At 68.9% G+C, this 24,505-nt stretch carries 28 protein-coding genes and 2 pseudogenes; 12 read left to right on the forward strand and 18 right to left on the reverse strand.

Annotated features, from left to right (window positions below):
- Positions 1-251: 251 nt before the first annotated feature.
- The gene (locus tag ABN273_RS41740) at positions 252-2,153 is read right to left on the reverse strand and encodes a hypothetical protein (RefSeq protein ID WP_349454960.1); all 1,902 of its coding nucleotides are present in this window, start codon (positions 2,151-2,153) and stop codon (positions 252-254) included.
- The gene (locus tag ABN273_RS41745) at positions 2,138-2,908 is read right to left on the reverse strand and encodes an ABC transporter ATP-binding protein (protein ID WP_502911206.1); all 771 of its coding nucleotides are present in this window, start codon (positions 2,906-2,908) and stop codon (positions 2,138-2,140) included. Before ABN273_RS41745 ends, ABN273_RS41740 begins: the two co-directional genes overlap by 16 nt.
- Before the next feature lie 104 nt (positions 2,909-3,012).
- Here ABN273_RS41745 and ABN273_RS41750 point away from each other — a divergent pair, with 104 nt between their 5' ends.
- Positions 3,013-3,594 carry a TetR/AcrR family transcriptional regulator gene (locus ABN273_RS41750; RefSeq protein ID WP_349454962.1) on the forward strand — a complete coding sequence of 194 codons (582 nt, stop codon included), beginning with the start codon at positions 3,013-3,015 and terminating at the stop codon, positions 3,592-3,594.
- 307 nt (positions 3,595-3,901) lie between these two features.
- Here ABN273_RS41750 and ABN273_RS41755 read toward each other — a convergent pair whose 3' ends face one another.
- A complete protein-coding gene (locus tag ABN273_RS41755) occupies positions 3,902-4,261 on the reverse strand; it encodes a MerR family transcriptional regulator (protein WP_349454964.1) in 360 nt (119 codons plus the stop codon).
- A 64-nt stretch (positions 4,262-4,325) separates the two neighbouring features.
- Between ABN273_RS41755 and ABN273_RS41760 the strand changes: the two genes are divergently transcribed.
- Positions 4,326-4,655 (forward strand): putative quinol monooxygenase, encoded by a 330-nt coding sequence (locus ABN273_RS41760; RefSeq protein ID WP_349454965.1) that lies wholly within the window; start codon positions 4,326-4,328, stop codon positions 4,653-4,655.
- 37 nt (positions 4,656-4,692) lie between these two features.
- Here the strand turns inward: ABN273_RS41760 and ABN273_RS41765 are convergent.
- Positions 4,693-5,484, reverse strand: a pseudogene (locus ABN273_RS41765) (IS5 family transposase).
- 768 nt (positions 5,485-6,252) lie between these two features.
- On the opposite strand from ABN273_RS41765, the gene ABN273_RS41770 reads away from it, so the two are divergent.
- Entirely contained in the window at positions 6,253-6,615 is a 363-nt protein-coding gene (locus ABN273_RS41770; protein WP_349455110.1) for a transposase, read from the forward strand.
- Between the two features lie 385 nt (positions 6,616-7,000).
- Here ABN273_RS41770 and ABN273_RS41775 read toward each other — a convergent pair whose 3' ends face one another.
- Positions 7,001-7,900 carry an MBL fold metallo-hydrolase gene (locus tag ABN273_RS41775; protein ID WP_349454967.1) on the reverse strand — a complete coding sequence of 300 codons (900 nt, stop codon included), beginning with the start codon at positions 7,898-7,900 and terminating at the stop codon, positions 7,001-7,003.
- A 114-nt stretch (positions 7,901-8,014) separates the two neighbouring features.
- Between ABN273_RS41775 and ABN273_RS41780 the strand changes: the two genes are divergently transcribed.
- A complete protein-coding gene (locus ABN273_RS41780; RefSeq protein WP_349454968.1) occupies positions 8,015-8,269 on the forward strand; it encodes a M55 family metallopeptidase in 255 nt (84 codons plus the stop codon).
- On the opposite strand, the gene ABN273_RS41785 is transcribed toward ABN273_RS41780, so the two are convergent.
- A complete protein-coding gene (locus ABN273_RS41785; RefSeq protein ID WP_349454970.1) occupies positions 8,188-8,817 on the reverse strand; it encodes a TetR/AcrR family transcriptional regulator in 630 nt (209 codons plus the stop codon). The genes ABN273_RS41780 and ABN273_RS41785 overlap by 82 nt on opposite strands.
- Before the next feature lie 102 nt (positions 8,818-8,919).
- Between ABN273_RS41785 and ABN273_RS41790 the strand changes: the two genes are divergently transcribed.
- On the forward strand, positions 8,920-9,876 hold the full coding sequence (locus ABN273_RS41790) for an oxidoreductase (protein ID WP_349454971.1): 957 nt from the start codon (positions 8,920-8,922) through the stop codon (positions 9,874-9,876).
- A gap of 225 nt (positions 9,877-10,101) precedes the next feature.
- Here ABN273_RS41790 and ABN273_RS41795 read toward each other — a convergent pair whose 3' ends face one another.
- From ABN273_RS41795 to ABN273_RS41815, 5 genes are all read right to left on the reverse strand, one after another.
- On the reverse strand, positions 10,102-10,416 hold the full coding sequence (locus ABN273_RS41795) for a site-specific integrase (RefSeq protein ID WP_349454973.1): 315 nt from the start codon (positions 10,414-10,416) through the stop codon (positions 10,102-10,104).
- Positions 10,417-10,537: 121 nt separating this feature from the next.
- Entirely contained in the window at positions 10,538-11,476 is a 939-nt protein-coding gene (locus ABN273_RS41800) for a hypothetical protein (protein WP_349454974.1), read from the reverse strand.
- Positions 11,473-11,805 carry a PadR family transcriptional regulator gene (locus ABN273_RS41805; protein ID WP_349454976.1) on the reverse strand — a complete coding sequence of 111 codons (333 nt, stop codon included), beginning with the start codon at positions 11,803-11,805 and terminating at the stop codon, positions 11,473-11,475. The genes ABN273_RS41800 and ABN273_RS41805 overlap by 4 nt, the downstream gene beginning before the upstream one ends.
- Positions 11,806-12,140: 335 nt before the next feature.
- A complete protein-coding gene (locus ABN273_RS41810; protein ID WP_349454977.1) occupies positions 12,141-13,334 on the reverse strand; it encodes a winged helix DNA-binding domain-containing protein in 1,194 nt (397 codons plus the stop codon).
- Positions 13,335-13,571: 237 nt separating this feature from the next.
- Positions 13,572-14,441 (reverse strand): GNAT family N-acetyltransferase, encoded by an 870-nt coding sequence (locus tag ABN273_RS41815; RefSeq protein ID WP_349454978.1) that lies wholly within the window; start codon positions 14,439-14,441, stop codon positions 13,572-13,574.
- A gap of 298 nt (positions 14,442-14,739) precedes the next feature.
- Between ABN273_RS41815 and ABN273_RS41820 the strand changes: the two genes are divergently transcribed.
- Entirely contained in the window at positions 14,740-14,997 is a 258-nt protein-coding gene (locus ABN273_RS41820) for a hypothetical protein (protein WP_349455114.1), read from the forward strand.
- Positions 14,998-15,006: 9 nt separating this feature from the next.
- Here the strand turns inward: ABN273_RS41820 and ABN273_RS41825 are convergent.
- Both ABN273_RS41825 and ABN273_RS41830 read right to left on the reverse strand, forming a co-directional pair.
- Positions 15,007-15,090: pseudogene (locus tag ABN273_RS41825) on the reverse strand (IS5/IS1182 family transposase); the annotation flags it as partial.
- Positions 15,091-15,165: 75 nt separating this feature from the next.
- Positions 15,166-16,557, reverse strand: a complete 1,392-nt coding sequence (locus ABN273_RS41830) for an MFS transporter (RefSeq protein ID WP_349454979.1) — start codon at positions 16,555-16,557, stop codon at positions 15,166-15,168.
- 102 nt (positions 16,558-16,659) lie between these two features.
- Here ABN273_RS41830 and ABN273_RS41835 point away from each other — a divergent pair, with 102 nt between their 5' ends.
- Complete coding sequence (locus ABN273_RS41835) at positions 16,660-17,625, forward strand: helix-turn-helix transcriptional regulator (RefSeq protein ID WP_349454980.1); 966 nt, start codon at positions 16,660-16,662, stop codon at positions 17,623-17,625.
- A 107-nt stretch (positions 17,626-17,732) separates the two neighbouring features.
- On the opposite strand, the gene ABN273_RS41840 is transcribed toward ABN273_RS41835, so the two are convergent.
- The gene (locus ABN273_RS41840) at positions 17,733-18,299 is read right to left on the reverse strand and encodes a TetR/AcrR family transcriptional regulator (RefSeq protein WP_349454982.1); all 567 of its coding nucleotides are present in this window, start codon (positions 18,297-18,299) and stop codon (positions 17,733-17,735) included.
- Between the two features lie 80 nt (positions 18,300-18,379).
- Here ABN273_RS41840 and ABN273_RS41845 point away from each other — a divergent pair, with 80 nt between their 5' ends.
- Together ABN273_RS41845 and ABN273_RS41850 are read left to right on the forward strand one after the other, a co-directional pair.
- Positions 18,380-19,006, forward strand: a complete 627-nt coding sequence (locus ABN273_RS41845) for an FMN-dependent NADH-azoreductase (RefSeq protein WP_349454984.1) — start codon at positions 18,380-18,382, stop codon at positions 19,004-19,006.
- Positions 19,003-19,317, forward strand: a complete 315-nt coding sequence (locus ABN273_RS41850; protein ID WP_349454985.1) for a DMT family transporter — start codon at positions 19,003-19,005, stop codon at positions 19,315-19,317. The genes ABN273_RS41845 and ABN273_RS41850 overlap by 4 nt, the downstream gene beginning before the upstream one ends.
- A 91-nt stretch (positions 19,318-19,408) precedes the next feature.
- Here the strand turns inward: ABN273_RS41850 and ABN273_RS41855 are convergent, their stop codons facing one another.
- Positions 19,409-19,696, reverse strand: a complete 288-nt coding sequence (locus tag ABN273_RS41855) for a hypothetical protein (RefSeq protein WP_349455116.1) — start codon at positions 19,694-19,696, stop codon at positions 19,409-19,411.
- A 5-nt stretch (positions 19,697-19,701) separates the two neighbouring features.
- On the reverse strand, positions 19,702-20,019 hold the full coding sequence (locus tag ABN273_RS41860) for a Tn3 family transposase (RefSeq protein WP_502911207.1): 318 nt from the start codon (positions 20,017-20,019) through the stop codon (positions 19,702-19,704).
- A 5-nt stretch (positions 20,020-20,024) separates the two neighbouring features.
- Between ABN273_RS41860 and ABN273_RS41865 the strand changes: the two genes are divergently transcribed.
- Entirely contained in the window at positions 20,025-20,246 is a 222-nt protein-coding gene (locus ABN273_RS41865; protein ID WP_349454986.1) for an FCD domain-containing protein, read from the forward strand.
- A 75-nt stretch (positions 20,247-20,321) separates the two neighbouring features.
- On the opposite strand, the gene ABN273_RS41870 is transcribed toward ABN273_RS41865, so the two are convergent.
- Positions 20,322-21,698: a serine hydrolase domain-containing protein gene (locus tag ABN273_RS41870; protein WP_349454987.1), complete on the reverse strand. Its 1,377-nt coding sequence runs from the start codon at positions 21,696-21,698 to the stop codon at positions 20,322-20,324.
- A gap of 203 nt (positions 21,699-21,901) precedes the next feature.
- Here ABN273_RS41870 and ABN273_RS41875 point away from each other — a divergent pair, with 203 nt between their 5' ends.
- Both ABN273_RS41875 and ABN273_RS41880 read left to right on the forward strand, forming a co-directional pair.
- Entirely contained in the window at positions 21,902-22,186 is a 285-nt protein-coding gene (locus ABN273_RS41875; protein ID WP_349454989.1) for an AbrB/MazE/SpoVT family DNA-binding domain-containing protein, read from the forward strand.
- A gap of 36 nt (positions 22,187-22,222) precedes the next feature.
- Complete coding sequence (locus tag ABN273_RS41880) at positions 22,223-23,407, forward strand: DUF418 domain-containing protein (protein WP_349454990.1); 1,185 nt, start codon at positions 22,223-22,225, stop codon at positions 23,405-23,407.
- Positions 23,408-23,458: 51 nt separating this feature from the next.
- Here ABN273_RS41880 and ABN273_RS41885 read toward each other — a convergent pair whose 3' ends face one another.
- Positions 23,459-24,466, reverse strand: a complete 1,008-nt coding sequence (locus ABN273_RS41885) for a helix-turn-helix transcriptional regulator (protein WP_349454991.1) — start codon at positions 24,464-24,466, stop codon at positions 23,459-23,461.
- Positions 24,467-24,505 lie beyond the last annotated feature (39 nt).

A 24,505-nucleotide genomic window follows, 5' to 3' on the forward strand; every position in this document is an offset into this window, starting at 1 on the left:
ATCCAGATGCGGAAAGACCGCTTCGAACTTCGCCGCCAGCATCGTCACCGTCTCTGCCGCCACGCCCATACCACAGCAACGATCGACAGCCCCGAAAGCTACGGGTTATTCCCCTGCAAGCCCTTAGAACTCCTAACAGAATGATCTTGGGATGGTATTGATCGTCTGTCCCGCAGGGGCCCCGCTCGGGTCGGTGTCACTAGCCGCAAGGTAACTCTGTGTGATGAGACTTGCTGCTGGAAGGGTGGCTGTCACGGGCCACCGTCTGGTTCGATGCTGTCTCGCCGTGACGTGGCCAGGTAGTAGAGGCCGATGCCCAGTCCGGTGGTCAGCAGGACGAGCCCGAGGGCGATCATGGCGATGATGGTGGGCCATTGGAGATGCTGCGGCAGGTGCAGGGCCAGGAACCACGATCGGGTGACCTGTCCGGTGGTCAGCATGAGTGCGGGCACGATGCCCTGAGCCACCAGGGGCACCCAGCACAGGGTCAGGCTCGCGATGACGTACGCGCGTCGGCCCGTCGGGGCCAGGTCGAGGCCGAGCTTGTCCAGGCGCAGGTCGGGCTTGGGCAGGTGTGGCCGTCCCAGATCCAGGGCTGGGGCCGGTCGCCTCTGCTTGGGTGAGATGCCAGTGCGCAGGTGCAAGAGCAACTCGGGCGCGCTCGATTCGAGTCTGGTTGCGGCGAGGCGCCCCAGCAGCCAAGCCAGCGTGGCGCCGCCGACCAGGCCCATGACCGGTCCCGCCCAGACCGGCCCCAGCCGGACCGCGACATAGGCGGGGGCGGCGGTCGCCGCGGTGAGGATCAGCACCAGCAGTACCTGGGCGAAGTCGGTGCCGTTCTCCAGCAGGTTGCCGCCTCTGCGGTGCGGGTCGGTCATGGGCACCGGCCGTAGCACCGACACCAGCACGGTCACGCCCGCGCCGCCGCCCAGCAGCGCGGGCACGAGCGCCGCCAACCAGGGCCACAGGCCGAACTCGCCGGTGAAGACGACCATGGCGGCGGTCAAGACGAGCGTCGGCGGCGCGGTGACCAGCAGCCAGGCGAGCTGACGGCCGCGCACGTCGTAGCGCGCGGCGCCGGGGACCATCATCTTGCCCCACAGCTCGGTGCCGTCCTCGCCGTAGAGGTTAGCGGAGATGGCCGCGACCCACAGGGCGAAGACCGCTCCGGTCCAGGGCAGGAAGATCGGCGCGTTGATGGCCAGCGGCAGCAGGCAGAACGCTAGTGCGTAACACAGGGCGAAGACCAGGTAGTGAAAGCGCAGCAGGTCCCGAGACCAGGTGCGTAGCTCCCGGGCGGCGACTGCCGTCATCGGGCCCGTGGCCCACCCGCCGGAGGCCACCCGGATCGGGCGCCCGCTTGCGCGCCGGGTGGTCAGCCGCCGCTTGAGCACGGCGGCCCAGCCGTACCAGCACACCACGCCGAGCGCGGCCAGCCCCGCCAGGGCGGCGGCCACCGTCGGCCACTGTCCCTGCCCGGCCGCCCGCACGGCCACCAGACCCCAGCCGGAGGGCAGCGCCACAACCCAGGCGGAGAACGGGTCGGGGAACCCGGTGCGCAGGGCGGTCTGCACCAGGGGCGAGAGCACCCAGCTCGAATGCAGCCCGGCCAAGAGGGCGGCGCTGACGAGCGCGGCCAGCGCCGCGCCCGCCTTGGACCGCATGACCTGGCCCAGCACCGCGGTGACCAGTCGGGAGGCGAGCACGCAGAGCACCAGCTGCAGGACGACGGCGAGCACGCCGACCGCTGTGGCCGCCGCGCCGAGCCCGGCCTTGACGGCTACCACCACGAGCGCGGAGAAGGCCACGAACGTGACCAAGGGTGCGACACCGACGAACGCGGCCCCCGCCAGCCCGGCCGCCAAGCGGCGCGGTGTGAACGACATCAACGAGAAATGCTCGGGACGCAGCGTCTCATCGCCGCCGCCGAACAGCGCCGGGCCCAGCAGCCAGCCCGCCGTCCACAGCGCGAACCCCACCCCCAGCAGGTCGAACGGCAGCGACGCGAGCGGATGATCGCGCCCCGCGAGCACGATCAGACCCCCCGCGAGGGCCAACCCGGTCAGCGCGCCGGTGACCATCTGGGCGGCGCGCCGGCCGGTCATGGAGTGCCGCAGCACGGCCAGCTTCATCTGGATCAGGAGGACAGCCACGCCAGCTCACCCACCTCGGGGATCTGGCCGCCGACCAGACTCACGAACCGCTCTTCAAGGCTCCGGCCCGCCCGCACGGCTCCCAGCGAGCCCGAGGCCACGACCTGGCCGGAGGCGATCACCGCCACGTGGTCGCACAACTGCTCGACCACGGCCATCACGTGGCTGGAGAACACCACCGAACCGCCGCCGCGTACGAACCGCTGCAAGATCACTTTGATGGTGGCGGCCGAGACGGGGTCGACGGCCTCCAGCGGCTCGTCCAGCACCAGCAGCCGCGGCGCGTGCAGCAGTGCCGTGGCCAGACCGATCTTCTTGCGCATGCCGGTCGAATATTCCATCACCAAGGTGCGCTCGGCCCTGTCCAGCTCCAAGACCTCCAGCAGTTCGCCCGCCCGCCGCTCGACCTTTTTGAGGTCCATGCCACGCAGCAGACCGGTGAAGCGCAAGAGCTCGCGGCCGGTCAGCCGCTCGGGCATGGACAGCCCGTCGGGCAGCACGCCAATCAGTTTCTTGGCCCGCGCAGGGTCGGCCCACACGTCGAGGCCGAAGATCTCGGCCCGTCCGCCGTCGGGACGCAGCAGCCCCACTGCCATCGACAACGACGTCGTCTTGCCGGCCCCGTTGGGGCCGACAAGGCCGAAGAAGGATCCGCGCGGCACCTCCAGATCGATGTGGTCGACCACCAGTTTGCGGCCGAAGGTCTTGGTCAGAGCGGCGAGCCGAAGCGCCGCTCCTGTGCTTGATGGCCTCACAGCGCCCTCCTGTAACTGTACGGCACGTGCCGTACAGTTTATGGAGCATGGAGCAGGATGGTCAGGCTGTCAACACGGCACGTGCCGTCCATTAGGGTGGTGAGATGACCAACAAGCGCGACAGCCGTGCCACCGACCGAACCGAGGCCATCATGCGGACCACGCTGGAGCTGGGAGAGGAGATCGGCTACGGCAAGCTCAGCATCGAAGCGGTCGCGGCCCGCGCCGGCGTCGGCAAGCACACGATCTACCGCCGCTGGTCGTCCAAGGGCGCCCTGTTCCTCGACTCGCTCCTGTCGCTGAACAAGTCCGATCTGGACTACCCCGACACCGGCGACGTCATCGCCGACCTGCGCCAGCAGATCCACGCGGCCATCGACCTGCTGGACCAGCCACCCGTAGGCCCCCTGTATCGAGCCCTGATCGGCGAAGCCCTGCTCACCCCCCAGGTCGCCGCGGCGCTCAACGACCACTTCATCACCCCGCAGGCGGAAAAGACCCTCGCCCGACTGAAGGCGGCCCGCGACCAAGGGCAACTGTCGCCCGGCTTCGACCTGGACCTGGCGATGGACATCTTGTCAGGCCCGCTGTACTTCCGGGCCCTGATCACCCAGAAGCCGCTGACGCACGAATACGTCGACCGCGTGATCGAGGCCCTCTTCACCGGGATGGGATCCAGGCCTTGATACGGAGTGCAAGCCCGAAGTTCCAGGGCCGACTCAGGTCACCGTTACCACTGGTAAGGCGCGTCTGTGTAATGGCGGTGAGGGTGAGCGATTCGCAGAAATGTCCCGTTTCAGCGGACTTGAGACGTAACACTCAGTTACTGTGCGGCCAGCCAGAAGGAGACAAAGTCTGACCACTCGTGTTCAATGACTGTCACAAATAGTTACTTTGCGGCTGGTGACACGGACCCGAGTGGGGAGCTCCGTAGATTGATCATCGGTGTTTGGCGCAGGCTCGGTCACGGCTTCCCGACGCGTGACGGCCGGTTTAGACGTGGGTGAGTGCTCGGGTGGAGGCTTGGAGGATGTCGCCCAGAGCGGTGCGGGCTTGGGTGAGGTCGGCTATGCGGGAGTCCAGCTCGGCGTACTGGGTTCTGAGGTGGTCGAGAACGCAGGCCTGGAGTTGGGTCCCGTCGCCGACGAAGCAGGGCATGAGCTCGCGGATGACCTTGGTAGGGAGCCCGGCGGCGAGCAGGGTGCGGATGCGGGCGACGGTGGCGAGGGCCTCGGGATCGTAATGGCGGTGGCCGCCTTCGCTGCGGTGGGAGGTGAGCAGTCCCTGGGTTTCGTAGTAGCGGAGGAGACGGACGGCCACGCCCGTTTCGCGGGACAGCTCTCCGATCTTCATGTGACCCACCTCATAGCACAACGGCTTGAATCTAACACTGGTGTCACATCCTAGCGTTGATCACATGACGACGACTTCGACTGCACCAGCGCCCGTTTCGCTCTACGGATTCCTGACCCCCAAGCCCGGACACGCCGACGAGTTCAGGAAGCTCCTGATGGACCTCGTCGAGCCGTCTCGAGGGCACGAGGGCAACCTTCAGTACCATCTCCACGAGCAGGAGGACGGCCGATTCTTCCTTTACGAGGTCTGGCGTTCGCAGGAGGACCTCGACCGGCACAACGCGACCCCACTGCTGCGCGCCTTCATGGACGAACTGCCTGAGCACATCGAAGGAGCGCCCGAGGCCTACTTCGGCGCTATGAGGAGTCCCTATCCGGCCATCGTGGTCTGACCGGGCTCGCAGCAGACTCGAAGAGTTCCTGACGGAGTCAGAGTTTGGCCAGTCGGCGCCAGCAGATGATGCCGCAAGCCAGGCTGAGGAAGGCCTCGTGGATGTCGTCGCGGATCTCCCAGCGGATGCGCAGCCGGCGGAACCAGTGCAACAGCGCGAAGCTTTGCTCGACCACCCACCGATGCACGCCCAGTCCCGAACCGTGCTCGACACCACGCCGTGCGATGACCGGAGTGATCCCGGCAGCTCGGACCTACTTGCGGTACTTGTCGTGGTCGTAGCCGCGGTCGGCGTAGATCGCATCCGGTCGTCGGCGTGGGTCGTCCTCGCCGGCCACGTACCGGCGGGATGGCCTCGATCAGAGGCATGAGCTGGGTGACGTCGTTACGGTTCCCGCCGGTCAGCGACACCGCCAGCGGAATGCCGTGCCCTTCGGTGATCAGATGGTGCTTGGAGCCTGTTCGGGCACGGTCGACCGGGCTCGGACCAGTTTTGGGCCGCCTTTGAGGACGCGTATGTGCGAGCCGTCGATCACCGCCTTGGACCAGTCCAGCGCGCCGACGGCATACAGTTCGGCCAGCAATGACTCGTGCAGACGCTGCCACACTCCAGCCTGGCGCCAGTCCCGTAGGCGCCGCCAGCAGGTCATGCCGGAGCCGAAGCCCAACTCCTGGGGCAAGAACTCCCACGCGATGCCGGTGTAGAGCACGAACAGGATGCCCGACAGGACTCTCCGGTCGTCCAGACGCTTGCGGCCGGGATGATCGGCGCGGCGTGGCACGACCGGCAACAACGGCTCGATCCGCGCCCACAACTCGTCGGGCACGATCCACGGTGGCTGCTCGCCCTTCCTCACGCGGCGATCAACGCGAAGGTGATCACCCTTATTCCTAGATCATTTTGTTCGGAGTTCTTAGTGGGGAGCAGCTACCCAGCGTGACGCTCGCGAGTGTTGAATCAGGATCGGTCGCGATCTCGTAACCCGCTGCGCAAGGGAACGGCCGTTCTGTCATGGTCTGGATCGCCAAGATCTGGATCATGAAGAGCGGCCGTGGGAGTCAATTGTGCTGCACGAGCTCACCGGCGGGGAAGCCCGTCTGCTGTACCTGCCCCGCACCTGGCGGGGCTGGATCTCATCCAGGTGAAGGACCTGGGCGGCAGCCTGAGGATCGCGGCCCGTACCGGGTCCGGGCCGGTGGCCTGTCACGAGTGCGGGACGCCTGCGGGACGGGTGCATGACCGGTATCGACGTGGCGACGTTCGCCGAGCAGATACCTGGGCTGACCACCAGGCAACAGCGCCGCACGACCAGACTACGGAAATTGCTGGACCGGGTCGCGCTCGCGCTGGCCGGCCGCGCGGGCGCGCGGCTGGCCTCCGCACTGGGCACGATCGTCTCCCGCTGCACGTTGATCCGCCTGATCAGAGCGATGCCCGATCCTGAGATCGGCCGGGTCGCGGTGCTCGGAATTGACGACTGGGCCAAGCGGCGTGGCCAGTCATCGCCACCGTCCACGCCTACCTGGCTCCCTTCAAAGGCAAGGCGGCACCACCCGCCATCCCAGCCCCGCCGAAAGCCCGGCACATCACCAGCTGGATCCGCCGCCGCCCCGACAATCTCGACACCGACGACGAGGTCAAGCTCAAAGAGATCCGCGCCGCCTGCCCGCACCTGGACGCCCTCCGCAGTCACGTCGAAGAGTTCGCCAAAATCCTCACCGGGCGACACGGCACCCGTCTCGACGCATGGATCGCCGCCGTCCGCGCCGAGGATCTACCCCACCCGCACACCTTCGCCAATGGCCTGGAACGCGACCACGATGCTGTCCTGGCCGGGCTCACCTTGCCCTACTCATCCGGTGCTGTCGAGGGCAAGGTATGCAAGATCAAGTTTCTGAAGAGGCTCATGTTCGGGAGAGCGAACTACGATCTCCTCCGCAAGATGGCACTGCTGAACTGAGCCAGAGATCACTGATCGTGAGTACTCCCCACTAAGTGCGCCAGACCCCGGTAAATGGCACGTTATTGCGAATATGAGGTAACGATCGCCGGGTTCAGGAGGCTTGGACCGTGAGATCGGCCTTTCGCGTCCTGCCCGGCCTCCGCCAGGCGTTCGGCGAGATCTGGGGTCGGTGCAACGTCTCCGACAAGGTCAAGGACGACAAAGATCTTCCGCAATCGGGAGGTCGGCGTGCTGCGCCTGCACGCAGACCGGATGTGGCTCCAGTCCGCAGGCGGCTGCCGCCTCACGGTCTTCAGTCCCGTCGACGACGAGACCACCGAGAAATGGAGCGTCTGCATGCCCTCGCGGCCTGACCCGTGTCGAACGGCTCGGGCGGCCGTGATCACGCCGAGATGAACGGCTCCGTCAGGTGCGGTGTCGCCAGATGCAGCGTGGTGGCGGTTTCGCGGCCGAGCATGCGCTCCCTTGAGTGCCTGGCCGCCTCAGGGTCGATCTCGTGCGAGTAGGCGAGCTCGGGGTGGAGTAGCTGGAGCGCGTGCACCAGGAGGTCGCCGGTGACGAGCGCCAGCTCGCGCCCGTGGGCGACCAGCACGCTCTGGTGCCCGGGCGTGTGACCGGGCGTGGCGACCGTGCGCCCGGCGCGCAGCGGCGTGTCTCCGTCGAGGAGCCGGAGCCGACCGGCCGCCGCGAGCGGGTCGGTGAGGGTCTCGCGAAGCTGCGGGTTGAGCGCGTCGAGGGCGTCGAACTCGGCCCGCTGGAGCAGGTATTCGGCGTTGGGGAAGTAGGGGCGGCGGCCGCTGGTCGCGCTGCCGGGCGCAGGGGCGCCGCCCACCGCGCTGCTGGTCGAAGCGTTGCCGTCCACCGCGCCGCCCGCTGATGGGACGGCCGCCTCGGTCACGACCGCCCAACCGACGTGGTCGGTGTGCAGATGCGTGAGCACCACGGTGTCGACCTCGGCCGGGTCGATGCCCGCGGCGGCGAGCGACTCGGGGAGCGCACCGGGCACGGGCGCCCACGAGACGGCCGGGCCGTCCGCCGGACCGATCCCGGCGTCCACGATGGTGAGGCCCTTGTCGCTGCGGATCGCGTACGCGCGGAACTGGAGCCGCCAGCGGCCCTCGGCGTCGACCGCGCCCGGGTCGTAGCGGTCGGCCTCGGCCCACTGAGCGGCCGTGGCCTCGGGGAAGGCCTCGGCGCGCGGGGAGAAGAACGGGCCCTCGCCATCGGCGAGGGCGATGATCTCGGTCGAGCCGATCCGGAGGCGGGGAACGCTGAGGGACATGGCCGCGATCCTGCCATGCTTTGCAGGGGGGTGGTGACTCACCCCACTACCGGCTCCTGAACGTGCTGTGCTCGCGGGCCCCCGGTCTGTGTGAGCACGACGATGAGTTCAAGCATGCCGGCCCGCACCATGGCCGACATCATCCTCGACGTCCGCATCAATGACGGTTCGCACGGCGAGATCGGGATCAACACCCTGCTGGCGGGCCCGAACGGCGTGTCCGTCGTGCTGGCCGGCGGCGACGACACGGCGTGCGAAGAGTTCGGCGCGCTGCTGCCCCAGGGGCCTCATCCGGTAGCCGGCTCGCCGTCGCGCGCCAGCCGCAGGGCGCCGGCGTGCGCGGCGGCGAGCGTGACGCGCACAGCCTGATCTGCGGTCGCCTCGTCGACCGGATCGGCGGTGATGAGCAGGCGCAGGTAGATCGGCGCGGCCAGGGTCTTCAACAGCTCGGCGGGATCGGTGTCCCTGGGCAGTTCGCCGCGTTCGATGGCCCGCGTCACCACCGGTTCGGCTCTGGCGAGCCGGTCGTCGAACACGTGACGCCGGGCGGCGGCGATCTCCGGAAGGTGGGCTGCCCCGGTGAACATGGCGGCGAGGATGGCCTGCCCGGTCGGACTGGTGAACGCTTGGACGAGCGAGCGTGCCAGCGCTCGCAGGTCGGTCGCGATCGCTCCGGTGTCAGGGACGGGGATGTCTATCGCCATGTGCTCGGCGAGGGCGTCGGTGAGCAGGCTCTCGCGATCTTTCCACCGCCGGTACACCGTGGTCTTGTGGACTCCGGCGCGCTGGGCGACGTTCTCGACGGTCAACGCGGCGTAGCCCTTGTCCACGAGCTCGGCGAGCGTGGCGGCGTGGACGGCGGCGCGTACTTTGGCGCCGCGGCCGACCGGCCTGGCCGTGGAATGATCGGACTGCATTGCAACTCCAAGTTGCGATATTCGCGAGGTGCGTGACAAGATGAATGTATCGCAACTCAAAGTTGCGATACATTCGCTTGCGTTCCATTGAGGTGGCACTTTATGCGCGGCTCTCCCCGCTGGACCCTCCGTACCATCCCTGAACTGACCGGGCGCGTCGTTGTGGTGACCGGGGCCAACAGCGGCATTGGCTACGTCACCGCCCGCGAACTGGCCCGCCGTGGTGCACACGTCGTGCTGGCCTGCCGCGATCTCGAACGCGGCCAGGCTGCGCTCATCCGCATGCGGGGCGAGGTACCCGGCGCTCACCTGGAACTCCGCCGGGTGGACCTGAGCAGTCTGACCTCCATCCGGGAGTTCGCCGCCGGGTGGGACCGCGGCCGGCTTGACCTGCTGGTCAACAACGCCGGGGTGGCGATGGTGCCCCACGCCCTGACCGCCGACGGGTTCGAGTCGCAGTTCGGCATCAACCATCTGGGGACCTTCGCGCTGACCGGCCTGCTTCTGCCGCACCTGCTCGCCGCGCCCGATCCGCGGGTGGTCACCGTCAGCAGTGAGGGGCAGCGCTTCGCCCGCTTTGACCTGGGCAACCTCAACGCCGAGCGCAGCTACCGGACCGCATTCGCCTACGTGCAGTCCAAGCGGGCCAACCTCTATTTCGCCATGGAGCTGCAGCGCCGGGCGGACGCCGCCGGACTGAAGCTGCGCAGCATGGTCGTCGCGCCGGGGCTCACCCGTACCAACGTGCTCACCGGGGGCGCCAACAGCGGCAGAGGACGGCTGTATGCGGCCCTCACCCGCCTGCTGGTGCGCGTGGCCTTCCGGCCCGCCCCGGAAGGCGCGAAGACCTCCCTGTACGCAGCGACCATGCCGGATCTGCCCGGGGGCAGCTACATCGTTCCGGACGGGCTGTTGCAGTTGCGTGGTGAGCCAACTCGTCGTACTCGTGAGCGCGCTATCCGCGACACCGACACGGCCGCTCGCCTGTGGCAGGTGTCCGAACGGCTTACCGGCGTCACCTATGCCCTATCCGCCGCCATAGCGACACGCCTGCCGTAGCGTTCATCGCTTATGAGTACGTCTACAGGACGTCCTCGTCCCACGCCGGTTCGTCGGGCTCGGGACTGTACGGTCGAAAGAGATAGAGCCGATCACTGGTCAGACCCTCGGGCTCCCCGAAGCAGCGCAGGAATGATTTTTTCGTTGAGGTAGGAAGACCCGATCAGCTGGCCGCGGTAGGTGAACAGGTGCTGGCGGCGCCGCCGGGTCTTGCGGTCCTCGATGTCAGGCTGGGGTGGGCGGAGGAGCTTCCATACCTCGATGAGCTAGGCAGTAGGCGGGCTCGAAGTCGCCAATCTCCAGGTGGACGAGTTCCTCACGGCGCAGCGCGCCGTCGTAGGCCAGGGCGAGCATGAGCCGGTTGCGTAGCGGCTCGGCGCCGGTGGCTTGGAGGACCTTCTGCCAATCCCACTCATTGGGGATCCACGGCGCCTTCTCCACCCGGCGCACCAGTCCTTGCCGGGGGCGACGACCCCGCCGTCCGGACAGCAAAACGCTCGGCTGGGACACCCCGGCCGAGCGCCTCGCCACGCTGCTCACCGCAAGCACCTAGATGTACACCTAGACCCTGGGTCTACGCGTGCGTTCTGGTACCAAGCTCAGCGATGGCGGTACCACCCCATCGAGGCTGCCTGGTCGTTGATCTGCTGGGCGTTCTTCCTCAAGAAGCCGGGGCTCGTCTCAGGCTGCTCCGCCGCCGGGTCAAGGCAGCCGCGGTGGTGAAGGCCAGGGCCGCGCACCCGAGTTGGGCGAGGGCCGTGGAGGTGGGCACCGACGGCAGGTCCCCGAGGTCGCCGAGGGCCGCCGCAGGCACGAACAGCAGCAGCGCCGCCCGCCGCCCCACGGCCGACCGGCACGCGTACCCGGCCGCCAGCCCGACCACGACGAGCCAGGGCACGGGTTTCCAGGTCACGATGTCGTGGTGGGCGATCACGTCCACCCAGCGCACGATGGCTTTGCTGGCGGTCAGCCCGGTCACGGCGAGCGGCCCCCACAGCAGGAATGCGCGCCGGGGAATGACTGTGATCGCGCGATACGCCGCGGGTGTGAAGGCGATGGCGACGGTCGCGAGCTGGGCCAGCAGGACCGGGCCATGGTTGGGGAACAGCAGCGTGTCCAAATCCAGCAGGCGGGGGTGGTCGGCCTGATACAGCATGAATGCGACCAGCGCGAGCACGGCGATCCATCGTCGGGCGAGCACCACGGCCAGCACCGGCAGGGCCGCGATGACGATCGGCTCGGCCAGGTACAGGATCCAGATCGGCCGCTCCATAGCGGCGGCCCCAGCGTTCCCCACGGCTTCGGCAGCCTGGAGCAGACCGGTCGCCAGCGCACCTGTCAGCATCAGGAACGGCCACAGCGCCACGGCGAGCGCCAGCCCGGCGCGCCAGGCCGGCGCGGAGACTGGGCCGAAGGCTCGCCGCCCGTGGACGCGCAGCGCGCCCCACAGTAAGTCTGCCGCGTCGGCCAGATGGGGACGAGTCTGGCCGGGCCGCGCCCCGGCGAGGAGCACGCCGATCATTTCTTCCTCATGCCGCGCCCGGTGGTCTCGCGGGTAGGTGGCCAGGAGACGGCGGTAGCGGGCTTCGAGCGGGCTCATGCCGTTCCTCCCGAGCCGATCGCGCGCAGGCGTGCGGTGGCCGCCTTGGCGTGCCTACGCATCCGCTCGGCCTCCGCCGCCAGCCTCGCGGCGCCGCCGCCGGTCAGCCGGTAGTAGCGGCGCACCCGGCCGTCGACGATCTCTTCCCGGTCCTCGGCGATCAGGCCCTCGTCCTGAAGGCGGTCGAAAGCGGCGTACAGGGTGCCGGCGCGCAGGCGAACCTGGCCGTCCGAGATGCGCTCCACGTCGGTGATGATGCCGTATCCGTGTTGTGGACCGGCAGCTAGCGCGGTCAGGATCAGGAAGGTCGGCTCCTGCATCTGTCTCATGTGATCAATATATACCGATCATTTACCTATAGGGCGGACGGCCGTCACAACCGATCAGGAGTCAAGATGACTCGCATGACGACGCTCCCCGCGAGAGGCATGGCCGGGCTGCTGACCGTACTGGCGCTGACGGTGAGCGGGTGCGGCGGCGCACCACCGCCCAAGCGTCTCGCTATGCTTCTCACCGCCAATAGTTGATCACTGTGTTGCGACGACCCCTGGAATTCGCCACGGTCTTCAGGGGGGCGCAGAACCGGGCGGTGCCGACCCGGAGCGGCGGACACGGAGGAAACACGCACCGCCCCAGGCCCCGGCCCACCCGCGGCCCCTCTGCGTCAACGCCCGGCGCCGGGCTGCATGGCCGGTGAGGGGTAGACGGTGAACACCCGCTGGCCGTCAAGCCACGCGCTGAGCCGCCGTGCTTCGGCCGCCAACGCCTCGCGGGCCTGCGGGGAGACATCGTCATCAAGCAGGCGCAGCTCGACCACACCGCCGGGATCCTGCACCCACGCGCCGACGACGCGTCCGTCGACCCAGGCGGTAGTCCCGGCGTTGCCCGCACTGTCGAATAACTGGGGTGCGTGCGCACCGAGGTAGAAGGCGCATGCCTTCCAGCCCATCACGGTCGGATCGAGCAACGGCAGGAGCGCGACCCACGGCTCGGCGGCGACGACCGGGGCGAGATCGTCCTCGCGCAGCCACCCGACCGAGCCGTCCTCCAGGGACACCCGCTGCGCGCCGATGTCCTCCAGCGCGGTGCGAACCGCGGACTTGGTGCCGCCGAGCCACCAAGCGAGGTCGTCGACGGTGCCGGGACCGTACGACCACAGCCACCGGGACACCAACTCGGCATAGCCCTGCCGCGCCGCAAGCGCCTCGGGCACCTCGTCCCCCCACCACGCCTGTGTCGTCGTCCATGTCGGGCGACTCGTGTACCAGGCTCCAGCGTTGGCCGCGCGCGCCACCGCGCCGTCCAGGCTCAGCTGGGTGAGCACTCGCGGAGCGATCGCGATCCGTCCTCCCCAGGACTTGTCCGGAGCCTGCTCGATGACACCGGCGGCCTCGGGCACTTCCTCGCGTACCCGCTTCGACGACCGCGGCACGCCGTCGGCCAGGTGCGCCAGCACCGCCTCCTCCGCAGTCGCGAGCCATGCGGCTCCCTGCCCCTCAGCGGCCGGCCCCCAGCGTTGGAGGTCCCTGACCAGTCGTTTGCGATGGGCCGCGGCCACCCGGGCCGAGGCACTTCCCCACACCGCCGGCACAAGATCACGGGGGAACACGAACAGGGTCTCGCGCATCGACTGCTGTCGAATGAGGCAGCGTGTGTCGTAGAGCGCCCGTTCGACGTCGTCGATGTCGAGCGCGTCCACCCGTGCCCAGCAGGACAGGTGCACGCTCGGCGGGTCGGTGGCGTGTAGACACACCACCGCACGGGCGGCCTCCTCGGGAGAGGCCGCCTTGGCCGTGGGTGCGAGAGCGTGCCGCACGCCCAACCGGGCGCGGCGCTCCTCATCGGTCACCAAGCGCATGGGGCCATCCTGGCGCAGAGGGCCGACAGATCGAGGCGCACGCGGCCTCTACGGGCTGGCCCAGGTTGGTGCGAGTGACGCCCCTGGCGATGAGCGCGTCCGTGGGAGCTGTACGGAGCGAGGTCCCGTTGTTTCGTTTCAGGGGCTTGACGAGTGACCGCTGAGCCAAACGCAACGGCGTTGGGGTTTTGACCTTATGTGGGCTGCCCCCAACCTGCCTCACATGCCTTCAGGCTTTCAAGAAGCGTTGCGGTACAGGTCCCGCCTCTCGGGCAACGGCTCGAGGCCGGCCGACCGGTAGGTGGCGACGGCGCCGACGTTGGAGCTCGGCGTGCAAACGTCCACGCTGGACGAACCAAGCTCCTGGAGTGCGCGCGCTGCGGCGAACGTGATCGCTTTGCCGTAACCGCGACGGCGGTGTGCCCGGTGCACGCCCATCGGCTCGATCAGCCCGGGCTTGCCTTCACCCGCCGACCACACCGTCACGGCCGCCACCGCCTCGCCCTGCTCATTACGAGCAACCAGGCACCGCGCGTCGACGTACGGTGCGCCTGCCGCCATCGCGTGCCAGTGCTCGTCGGTGAACGTCGACCCGTCGAACGACGCCCGCAGGATCGCGGCGCACTCGTGCGCCTGTTCCGGCCCGATCACCTCGACGTGAACGCCGGGATCCGGCACAGGCGCACCGAGGTCACGCCGAAGTGGTGTCCACGACTCGCCGCTCTCCCAGCCGTCCTTGAACAACAGGCCCTGAACCAGCGCACCCACCGGCGCCTCGACGTACACCTTGCCCTCGGGCAGCACACCACGCTCAGGCGCCGTCACGTCCTTGACCATCTGCTGCGCCAACTCCTCCTCCCGAAACGCCTGCGGCGCGAACGCCAACCGCAGCAACTCCGGACCATCCAGCAGCCCGACCGCCAGAACCTCCCCAGCCCGACTCCAGGTCCGCGTAGCCTCCGCCGTCCGCTCCGCGCCGAACCGCCAAAACCACCCCATATCCCCAGGATGCAACTGCAGGGGCCCTGCGTCGTACTGCCACTCCGCCAACACCCGCACCACGTCACCGAGCCCGTCGACGCCCGGCCTGCCCATCATGATCGCCATCCCTCGATCACACACCATCCCTCCGCCCCTCCGCACCGGATTTTCCCGCCGGCTGTCAGTGAGCTCTTCTCATCCAGAGCAACGGCCGTGTTCGACGAGTTGGCGGACGAGAATGGCCTGCCCGCCAGCACCTCGTCCATTCCCCCTCGACCAGACCGGACGGGAAGACGAACAGGCCGCTGCGCGGAGGCATGTGAAGATGCCTGCATGAGACGAACGATCACCGGCGGCCCGGTCTTGCGCTGGGCAGCGGTGCTCCTGGCCGGCGCACTCCTCCTCGCGGGGGCTCGTCTGGCTCATGCCCGGCGAGGACGATCGGTTCGCTGACTCGGCTCCCCAGATGGAGGCCGTCGCCCGCACGTTGGGGAAGGACGAGGTGCTCAAGCGCCAGACAATCGGTGTCCTCACGTTCGATGCGGTCTACTGGGACGGCGACACGGTCGTCTTCTCCCTCAGTGACAGCCACCGCGCGTACATATGGAGCCCTGACAGGAGGCCGGGCGACACATTGCCCCTGTGGGGCCCGTGGTACACATTCTGGAGCGACCCCCACTGAGCGCTTTCGTCCTGAGTAGCGGCCCTCCTCGATGAACTGCAAGATGAGGATGGCCTGCACGATCGGAGTGGCGCGGTGCGGGCAGCAGCGAACGGACACCGCTGATCGCGCTGAGGCATGGTGCGGGGTGTCCGGTCCAGCCGCGCCGCCGTACGGCGATGATGCTCATCACCGGCGAGGCAGGAAAGCGGCGAACACCGCGGACAGCAACACCAGCGCGGCGACACCGATGTTCGTGACGGTCGCGGCGGTCGCGACGGATCCGAATGGAAGACTCAGGGACAGGAACACCGCCCCCAGACCCGCGATCCCGGCGACCTGACCGAGCTGGGTGACCGTCGACATGATTCCGCTCGCGTTTGCCGCGTCCGCCGGCGTGACGTGGCTCAGCGCCGTGTTGAGGGTCGGGCTGAAGGCCAGCCCCATGCCGATGCCGGACACGACGGCGGCGGCTTGATAGAGGAGGCCGGGCGAGCCCAGTTGCGCGGTGATGGCGGCCACCGCGAGGTAGCCCACGGCCGACAGCGCCAGTCCTGCTGGGATCATGCGGTGGTGGAATCGGGCGGGGACACGCCGCCAGTTCGAGCTTGCCGTGCCGAAGCCCACCGAGGACAGCACGAAGGCGAGGCTCGATTGCAGGGGGGACAGGCCGAGGCCGTCGTGCAGGTACAGCGCCATGGTGAACAGGAAGCCGGCGTAGCCGACCATCATCGAGAAGATGGAGGCGGCGGCGAGGCCCAGACCGGGAGCCCGGAGCACGCGGCCGGGGACCAGCGGGGCGGCCGCGCGGCGCTGGGTGGCGACGAAGGCGGCGGCGAGGACGGAACTGGCGGCGAGCATCGCCCAGCCCCAGACGGGCCAGCCGAGTTCGTGGCCGAGCACCAGCGGTGTCACCAGCAGCAGCACGGCGGGCGAGAGCGTCAGCAGGCCGGGAAGATCGAGCCCGGTGGTGGCGTCGGGACAGTCGGCGGGCAGCAGTCGTGTCCCCGCCACCAGCAGCACGAGGCCGATGGGCACGTTCACCAGGAAGATCGGACGCCATCCGGTGCCCGCGATGTCGGCGGTGGTCAAGATCCCGCCGAGGATCTGACCGGCGACCGCCGCGCCGGAGAGCACGGTGGAGTAGACGCTGAAGGCCTTGGCGCGGGCGGCGCCGTCGAGGGTGAGCTGGATCAGGCTGAGCACCTGCGGCACCAGCAGCGCCGCTCCCGCCCCCTGGAAGAGGCGGAACGCGATGAGCTGGGCGGTGGTGGCCGCCAGTCCGCAGGCGAGTGAGGCGGCGGTGAAGAGTATGAGTCCGGCCTGGAACAGGCGCCGATGGCCGAACGTGCGGCCCAGTCGTGCCCCGGTGATGAGCAGCACGGCGTACACGATCGTGTAGCCGGCCACGACGAGTTGCAGCGCGGCACCCGAGCTGTTCAGGTCGGCGCTGATGGCCGGAGCCGCGATGGTCACGATGGTGGCGTCCAAGATCGCCATGAACTGGCCGATGAGGATCACAGCGAGCAGCCCGCCGGTCCTGGCCGGCCTGATCGAAGACGGTGAGGTGGAGGTGGTCATGGACTCCGAGCGTGCGCGGGTCCGGAGTGTCGTGGCAGTGCGTGCCCATCCTGGTAGCGGGACTACCTGGCACCAGGACCGGCACCGGGCCAGGATAGGAGGGTGTCGTCCAAGAGCATCCGGGCGCAGCGCCGCAGCGAGCTGGGGACGTTCCTGCGTAGCCGGCGCGAGCGCATCACCCCCGATGACGTCGGTCTTGCCCCAGGGGTACGGCGGCGTACACCCGGTCTGCGCCGCGAAGAGGTCGCCCTGCTGGCCGGGGTGGGGGTGACCTGGTACACGTGGCTGGAACAAGGCCGGCCGATCAACCCCAGCGTTCACGTGCTCGACGCCATCGCCCGAACCCTCCGCCTCGACCGCGCCGAGCGAGAGCACCTCTACCAGCTCGCCGGTGTGCCCGCGCTACCTCCCGCCGAGGAACGCAGCATGCTCGATCCTCAGGTGCAGCTCATCCTCGACACGCTCGATCCGCTGGCCGCGGCGGTGTACTCCAGCCGCTTCGACCTGCTCGCCTGGAACAGCACGTTCACGGGGCTGTTTCCCGCCTTCGTGGCCGCCGCGCCCGAGTCGCGCAATGTCATCTGGGAGCACTTCACCAGCCCGCCCTGCTGTAATCCGTTCGTCGACCCCATCGCCGAGGTCAGGCCCTTGGTGGCCATGCTGCGGGCCGCCTTCGGCCGTCATCTGGCCGAGCCCGCCTGGACGGGATTCGTCCACCGGTTGTCGGCCGAAAGCCCCGCGTTCGCCCGCATGTGGAGCGCGCACGACGTCGCCGAACCGGGCCCGCATGTCAAGGTGCTCCGCTATGAGGAGGTCGGCGAGATACGGCTGACCACCACCACGCTCACAGTGGTGGGCATGCCCGAGGCCCGATTGGTCGTCTACGCGCCGGCAGGAGAACAGTCACGGCAACGGCTGGCCCATCTGGCCGCTCATCCGTCCAGGCACTGCTCGCTCCCTGACCACGGGCACGCGCGTCCCGGCATCCGGGCAGAAGCAGATCTGGCACCGATCGGTACGTTCCCCACGTCCGATCTCGTCACGGTCGAGCTTCGTGCTCTCCGCTGATCACACTGGACACGACCGTCAGAAAAGGTAACCAACAGGCACGTCAGGTCACCGTTCACCACCCCGCCAGAGCCTGGGCTGACAGGGTGCCGATGACGTGACAACGGTCAGTTGGCCTCGGGAGCGGGCTCCAGAATTGCCGTGAGCCTGCCCAGCGACTGAGTGATCTGCTTTGGGGTGAGGCCGAGCACGGTGCGCTGGTAGCCGTACACCTCGGGGGCAAGGGGGGCGAGCAGGACGTCGACCAGCGCGTCCGGGGCCGGGGTCCCGGCGGCGACCAGGAGGGCGCGTACGTGGGCGCGCCAGAAGCCGTACGCGCCTGTCTCGAAGCGTGAGCGGCCCACCTCGGAGCCGAGCACCAGGTGGGAGTGGTCCTCCAGCAGGCGCACCATGGCGGCGTAGAAGGCGGCCAGCCGCTCGGCGGGCGGCGCCCCGGGACCCAGGGGCGGCTCGCCGCGCAGTAGGCGTTCTTGCAGGTCCCGTTCGTGCTCGTCGAGCAGCGCGACGGCGATCGAGGCCCGGTCGGGGTAGCGGCGGTAGAGGGTGCCCCGGCCCACTCCGGCTCTCTTGGCGATGTCGTCCATGGTCACGTCCTGCGGGGACCGTTCTGCGAACAGCAGCGCGGCCGCCTCGAGGATCCGTGCGCGGTTGCGCGCTGCGTCGGCTCTCTCCATGCGTCCGATTGTATGTGGACACAGTGTCCGGCTATAGTCATCTGGACACCGTGTCCACATAGCTGTGCTGAGGAGAGTTCATGCTGCTGCACCTGGACGCCAGCGCCCGCCGGGCGTCGTTCTCGCGGAAACTGTCGAGCGTGTACGCCGAGACCTGGCGGGCCGCCCACCCCCAGGCCGGCTACGTCTACCGCGACCTGGCCGCGCACCCCGTGCCGCACATCGGCGAGGCATGGACCGAACTGTGCGACTACCTCCTGCAGCGCGAGATCACCGACATCTCGCGCTTTGGGGAGGCGGTCCGCACCCCTGCCCAGCGCCAGGCGTGGGCCGTTGTGGAGCCGCTGCTCGACGAGGTGGTCGCGGCCGAGGTGATCCTGATCGGCACGCCGATGTACAACTACTCGATCCCCTCGTCGCTGAAGGCCTGGCTCGACCAGATCACCTTTCCCAAGATGTCGCTGGCGGGCCGCTCGTTCGTGGTGACCAGCGCACGCGGCGGCGCGTACGGCCCGGGCACGCCGCGCGAGCCGTACGACCATCAGGAGCGCTACTTGCGCGACTTCTTCAAGGGCCACTTCCAGGTCGAGGACGTGACATTCATTCACGCGGAGCTGGTCAACGCCCGTCTCGACCCCTCGCTCGCCCACCTGCGCGAGCAGCACGAAAAGTCACTGGCGGCGGCCTTGACGGAGGCGGCCCGGTGAACTGGCTGATCCTGGCCCTGGCCGGGCTGGTCGAGGTGGCCTGGTCCCAGAGCATCAAGCCGACGCAGAACTTCACCCGGCCGCTGCCCACGCTGATCTGCCTGGCCCTGATGGCCGCCGCCGTCTGGCTGCTGTCCCAGGCGATGAACACGCTGCCGGTCGGCACCGCATACGCGGTCTTCACCGGCATCGGCGCCGTCGGCGCGATCACGCTGGGCATCGTGCTCAACGACGACCCTGTCTCGGTGGGCAGGATGGCGGCGCTCGGCCTGATCGTCGGCGGGATCGTGCTGGCCCGGGTCGCCACCTGAGTCAGACGGGCGACGTAGGCACCGCTTCGGCCGGCATGCTTCGAGTGCCTCGTCATCGCGCAGGTGTTCGGCGTCGTCGGCCAGCTGGCGGTCACGTGGCGGTCGGATCGCGCAGCCGGCCGCCCAGGTCCGGGCGGTTGAACGGGTAGAACCCGTGGAAGTTGATGTGCTCGTACAGCAGAGGCGAGAGCCGGGCACGGATCTCCGAACACCCGCCGGGCCAGCGTGTGCCGGGACTCGCCGACGTGCAACTGTGCCCGGTCATCCTGCGGTAGTCCTCCACATGCAGAACCTGCAGCAGATGGAGCGATTTGCAGATGCGGCCGTAGTGGGCGAATGCGTTGCCCAGCCCGGTCAGACGGCCGTCGGCGGTCATCATCTTGATCAGGTCGTAGGCGCGGACCTGATTGGTGACAGGGATCCGGCGACCCGGGCCATGTCGTCCCAGTGCTGGACGATCGCGGGAATCGACCCCCGGCGCAACCCCAGGCCGTTGAAGGCACCCCACCCGTTGGTGGCGCGCGTCCCGGTGGTCAGGCCGCCCTCCTGCATCGCCGTGTCGATCCACCACAGCTGAGTGTCGGAGATGTCGGCGTGCCGGGGCGCGAACTGATAGCCGCACATGGCGAACATCCCGTACACCAGGCCGCTGTAGCTGCCCGTGTCGGTCACGACCACCTCGGGCTGCTCGGCGGCGTCCATTCGACGTGCGCGAATCGCTCGAGGGGCGCACCGCCCGCCGCGCCGCCGAGCGTGCGGGCGAGGCCGAGTTGCGGCGGCTCAAGCGGCATCTCGACAAGGCGAGCCGGGCCGCGGCGGCGGGCAGGCTCGAGGAGTTCGGCGACGCCAACGTGACCGCGCTGCGAATCTTGTTCGGCGACCCGCCGACCGCTATCGGCGGTACGCACTCGCGTATCGCCGAGCGGTGACCGCACCCCAGAGCAACCTGGTCACCGCCCCCGCCCCGGACACCCTCCATCTGCGCCCCTTTCCCGTGCGATCGATCAGGATGTGGCCGTGACCCGGCTGAACAGCCGGCCGGCGAGGTCCACGCCTACGACCGTGCCGCTGTCGTCGCGGGTGAAGAAGCCGCGCTGCCCCTTCAGCCCGCCCTCGGTGATGATGTACTCGTCGCCGTCGCCGGGCAGGAAGCCGACGGCGGCCGGCGGGTAGTCCGGGGGCATGTCGTCCTGCGACGCCTGGCGGATCTCCGGCTTGATCCCGACCTCAAGGGTGAGCCGGGTGCCGTCGGTGGCGAGGTCGAGGTTCATCGCATCGATCTCGTAGCGGCCGGCGACCTCCCGTGCTCGCCTCTGGTCGTACGGGATCGGCTCGGGGTCCCGCTCGACCACGCCGAGGTAGTGCTCCAGTGCCCAGCGCACGACGGCCTGGTTGAAGGGATAGCCGTCCGGGCCGGCGTTGGCCAGCGAGACGACGGCGAAGTCGCGTTCGGGCACGATGAGCAGCTCGGCGAACTGGCCGTTGCCGGATCCGCCGTGCCCGATGGTGCGCACCCCGTCCACCGCGCGCAGGAACCAGCAGATGCCGAAGGCGTCGCCCAGCGTGCTGGCCCGCAGCTCGATCGTCGGCTCCTGCATGCGCCGCAGCACCTCGGCGGGCAGCACGCCCTCTGCGGCGCCAAGGTGGAAGCGGGCCCAGGCCAGCAGGTCGCTGACGGAGGAGACGATGCCGCCGCCGGGGTTGTTGCCGCGCATGCCCGCCCGCCACGACTTCCACGGCTGCGCGAAGCGCAGCGTGCCGTCCTCGCCGCGGTTGTAACCGACGGCGAAGCGCCGGACCATGATGTCGTCCAGCTCGAAGAAGGTGTTCGACAGCCCGGCCGGCTCCAGGACCAGCGAGGACATGGCCTTCTCGAAGCTCAGACCGGTGACGTTCTCGATGATCCGGCCGGCCAGGTTGTAGCCTGCCTGGCTGTAGGAGGCCCGGGCGCCGGGCGGCGCGATCAGCGCCAGGTCGGCCATTTTCGCCACGAACGCGGCCAGGGAGCCGTCCCCGTCCTCGGTGTCGATCAGGTTCCAGTCCAGTCCGGCGGTGTGGTTGAGCAGGTTCAGTACGGTGATCTGCGCGGCGGCGGTCTCATCGGCGAGCACGAGCTCGGGCACGTAGCGGCGCACCGGCGCGTCCAACTCCACCTTGCCTGCCGCGACCAGGCGCATCAGCGCGGTCGCGGTGAAGGTCTTGGTCACCGAGGCCAGATGGAACAGCGTCTTGTCATCGACCGGCAACGGGTTGTCGAGGCTCGTCATGCCATGAGAGGCAAAGAACTCCTGGCCGCCGGCCAGCACCCCGACGGCAACACCGGGGATGTCGAATTCCCGGGCCGTCACCTCGACGAACTCGGACAGCTTCTCCTGCGACATCGTGTCCACCCCTTGGGATCTCGTGCGTTTGACGTGCACATATGACGATGGCCGGGGCCGCTGACACGGGCCTGACAGGGCGCTGTCACGCACTCTCGGCCCTCAACCGAACGGCCAGGACCCCACGCCGCCCAGTGAAGGTATGAAATACATGATAAATTGTGTATAGCTGCTGAATTGTGTAGCGTGAAAAAGGTAGGCAGATGGCTGTTGATGACGGTGTGGCCTCCTACGGCCCTGGAGGCCGGGGTTTCTACGGCGCGGTAACGGTGAGCGAGCGAGGGCAGATCGTGATTCCGGCGCAGGCGCGCCGTGATCTCGGAATCGCGCCCGGCGACAAGCTCCTCGTGCTCGGCGACCCCGAGCAGGGGCTTGCGCTCATGTCGATCCAGCATCTGATGCGAAACCTGAAAGGCTCCTCGGCGCTCCTCGAGCAGATCCAACAGCACGTTCAGGGGGACACCGATGCGGCCGACCCGGAGGGATGACCCGCCGCCACGTGGAAGTCGTTGAGGAGATCCGGCTTGAAGACGTCCCCCCAGGAAGACGCTCCACCGCACAGCTCATCACCCGGCACCGCCGCGCGGGCACTGGCTCCAGACCTTGCCCGGGGCGTCATGCTGCTGGCCATAGCCGTCGCGCACGCGCCGCTGTTCGTGGTCAGCGTCGATCGCGGCTCCGCCGCGGCCAACGAGATCACCGGGTTCCTGCACCTTCTCTTCGTCCACAACCACGCGCGGCCGATGTTCGCCTTCCTGTTCGGCTACGCGATGGTGCAACTGCTGGATCGTCAGACGCGGCGCGGCAGTGACTGGGTGGCGATCCGCAAGCTGCAACGCCGCCGAGGATGGTGGCTGGTCGCGATCGGCTTCGTCCACATGGCGCTGCTGGTCCCCATCGACATCCTCGCGGTGTACGGCATGGCCGCCGTCCTCCTCGCCGGCATGCTGCGCGCCAAGGACTCGGCGCTCCTGTGGACGGCGGGGGTCAGCCTGCTACCCGCCACCCTGACGGCCGGACTCGGCATGTGGATCGCGATGTCGCAAGGCGTCTCCACCTACACCCAGGGCAGCATCGCCGCTGATGAGAGGGGTTTCGTGGAGATGTTCGCCGCCCGGCTCGGGGGTTGGCCCTTCGAGTTGGGGATCGGCGTCATCTCGGTCGTCCCCGCCGTGCTCCTCGGCATGTGGGCGGCGCGGCGGCGCATCCTGGACGAGCCCGCCCGCAACCGTGACCTCCTGGTCCGCACCGCAGTGATCACCACGGTCCTGTCCGTGGCGGGTGCCGTTCCGGCCGCCCTCATCCAGGCCGGGGTCTGGGCTCGGCCGTCGGCAGCGGCACTGTGGGCCGCCGCGCTCGCCCAGCCGCTCACCGGATACCTCGGCGGGATCGGCATGGCCGCGATCATCGGGCTGGTCGCGATCGTGGCCGTCCGGCGGCGGAAGTTCCTGACCACGGCTGTCGAAGCGCTCGGCCAGCGCTCGATGAGCCTGTACCTCTTCCAGTCCATGGCGTTCATCGCGGTCTTCCATCCGTACGGGCTCGGACTCCAGGACCGTCTCGGGCTCGCGGGAGCCGTTGGCGTGGCCGCGGTGACGTGGCTGGCCTCGCTCGGCATCGCCGAGGTCATGCGGCGCGCCGGACACCGCGGCCCGGCGGAGATCCTGCTGCGCCGGCTGGCCTACCGCCAGCAGAAGCGATCCGCCTGACCGCACCGCCCACGTTCGACTGCGGCTACGCCGAATCGCACCAGCGCGGGCTCATTGGATCGGGGGCGGCGTGGCGGTCGCCGCGTTGGCGTAGCGGCGGGCCAGGGCCGCGAAGGCGTCCTTGAGCTCGGCCGGGCCGACGACCTCGATGTCGGCGTCGAACCTGCTGATGGTGGCGGCCAGTCCAGGCCACGACCACGAGCCCAGGAGGAGCCGGCAGCGGTTGGGGCCGAGTTCCTCGACGACTCCGTCGCGGGTGAAGCGGGACACGGCGGCGGCGGGCAGGTCGAGGATCACCTCACCGCGGCAGGGCCAGTCGCCGGAGCCGTCGAAGCCCCGGAATTTGCCGGCCACGAAGGCGGCCACGTCACCCCCGGGCAGCTCGCGCGGGGTGAAACGAGGCCCCGTAGGAGTGCGCGGGTTGATCCGATCGGCACGGAAGGTACGCCAGTCCTCGCGGTCGAGGTCCCAGGCGACGAGATACCAGCGCCCGCCCCAGGTGACGAGGTGATGGGGCTGCACCCGGCGCGGTGGGACCTGCCCGCCGTCGTCGTCCGCCCCTGGCGGGGATGCTGGGGTGTAGTCGAAGCGCAGCACCTCGCGGCCGTGGACGGCGGCGCTGAGTGTCAGGAGCACGCTGCTGTCGACCTGCGGGGCCGATCGGATCGCGGGCCGCTCGACGGGGGTGACCTGGAGGGTGTCGATCCGGTGGCGCAGCCGTACGGGCATGACCTGCCGGACGGTGTTCAGCGCGCGTGCCGCTGCCTCCTCGATGCCGGCGCCGGCGGTGGTGGCGACCTGAAGTCCGATGGCCAGCGCGACGGCCTGCTCGTCGTCGAACAGCAACGGGGGCAGCTCCGCGCCTGCGTCGAGCCGGTAGCCACCATCGGGCCCCTTGAAGGCCACTATCGGATAGCCGAGCTCGCGCAGGCGGTCGACGTCGCGGCGCACGGTGCGCGGGCTGACGTCCAGCCGCTCGGCCAGCAGCGCCCCCGGCCAGTCCCTGCGCACCTGGAGCAGCGAGAGCAACGAGAGCAGTCGCGCTGAAGTCTTCGGCATGGCCCCATATTGCCCTGAGAAGCGGACACTCCCTGGCCG

The sequence above is a fragment of the Nonomuraea sp. B19D2 genome, assembly GCF_040137845.1.
In the GTDB taxonomy this organism is placed as follows: Bacteria; Actinomycetota; Actinomycetes; order Streptosporangiales; family Streptosporangiaceae; genus Nonomuraea.

What these genes read in the sequence shown, in the direction of transcription:
- ABN273_RS41790 (WP_349454971.1), top strand. Translation starts at nt 8,920, where the DNA reads ATGCGCGGCTCTCCCCGCTGGACCCTCCGTACCATCCCTGAACTGACC.
- ABN273_RS41830 (WP_349454979.1), bottom strand. Translation starts at nt 16,557, where the DNA reads ATGACCACCTCCACCTCACCGTCTTCGATCAGGCCGGCCAGGACCGGC.
- ABN273_RS41785 (WP_349454970.1), bottom strand. Translation starts at nt 8,817, where the DNA reads ATGCAGTCCGATCATTCCACGGCCAGGCCGGTCGGCCGCGGCGCCAAA.
- ABN273_RS41885 (WP_349454991.1), bottom strand. Translation starts at nt 24,466, where the DNA reads ATGCCGAAGACTTCAGCGCGACTGCTCTCGTTGCTCTCGCTGCTCCAG.
- ABN273_RS41800 (WP_349454974.1), bottom strand. Translation starts at nt 11,476, where the DNA reads ATGAGCCCGCTCGAAGCCCGCTACCGCCGTCTCCTGGCCACCTACCCG.
- ABN273_RS41780 (WP_349454968.1), top strand. Translation starts at nt 8,015, where the DNA reads ATGCCGGCCCGCACCATGGCCGACATCATCCTCGACGTCCGCATCAAT.
- ABN273_RS41775 (WP_349454967.1), bottom strand. Translation starts at nt 7,900, where the DNA reads ATGTCCCTCAGCGTTCCCCGCCTCCGGATCGGCTCGACCGAGATCATC.
- ABN273_RS41810 (WP_349454977.1), bottom strand. Translation starts at nt 13,334, where the DNA reads ATGCGCTTGGTGACCGATGAGGAGCGCCGCGCCCGGTTGGGCGTGCGG.
- ABN273_RS41755 (WP_349454964.1), bottom strand. Translation starts at nt 4,261, where the DNA reads ATGAAGATCGGAGAGCTGTCCCGCGAAACGGGCGTGGCCGTCCGTCTC.
- ABN273_RS41840 (WP_349454982.1), bottom strand. Translation starts at nt 18,299, where the DNA reads ATGGAGAGAGCCGACGCAGCGCGCAACCGCGCACGGATCCTCGAGGCG.
- ABN273_RS41860 (WP_502911207.1), bottom strand. Translation starts at nt 20,019, where the DNA reads ATGGACGCCGCCGAGCAGCCCGAGGTGGTCGTGACCGACACGGGCAGC.
- ABN273_RS41820 (WP_349455114.1), top strand. Translation starts at nt 14,740, where the DNA reads ATGCCCGGCGAGGACGATCGGTTCGCTGACTCGGCTCCCCAGATGGAG.
- ABN273_RS41815 (WP_349454978.1), bottom strand. Translation starts at nt 14,441, where the DNA reads ATGGCGATCATGATGGGCAGGCCGGGCGTCGACGGGCTCGGTGACGTG.
- ABN273_RS41875 (WP_349454989.1), top strand. Translation starts at nt 21,902, where the DNA reads ATGGCTGTTGATGACGGTGTGGCCTCCTACGGCCCTGGAGGCCGGGGT.
- ABN273_RS41855 (WP_349455116.1), bottom strand. Translation starts at nt 19,696, where the DNA reads ATGATGACCGCCGACGGCCGTCTGACCGGGCTGGGCAACGCATTCGCC.
- ABN273_RS41870 (WP_349454987.1), bottom strand. Translation starts at nt 21,698, where the DNA reads ATGTCGCAGGAGAAGCTGTCCGAGTTCGTCGAGGTGACGGCCCGGGAA.
- ABN273_RS41805 (WP_349454976.1), bottom strand. Translation starts at nt 11,805, where the DNA reads ATGAGACAGATGCAGGAGCCGACCTTCCTGATCCTGACCGCGCTAGCT.
- ABN273_RS41750 (WP_349454962.1), top strand. Translation starts at nt 3,013, where the DNA reads ATGACCAACAAGCGCGACAGCCGTGCCACCGACCGAACCGAGGCCATC.
- ABN273_RS41845 (WP_349454984.1), top strand. Translation starts at nt 18,380, where the DNA reads ATGCTGCTGCACCTGGACGCCAGCGCCCGCCGGGCGTCGTTCTCGCGG.
- ABN273_RS41760 (WP_349454965.1), top strand. Translation starts at nt 4,326, where the DNA reads ATGACGACGACTTCGACTGCACCAGCGCCCGTTTCGCTCTACGGATTC.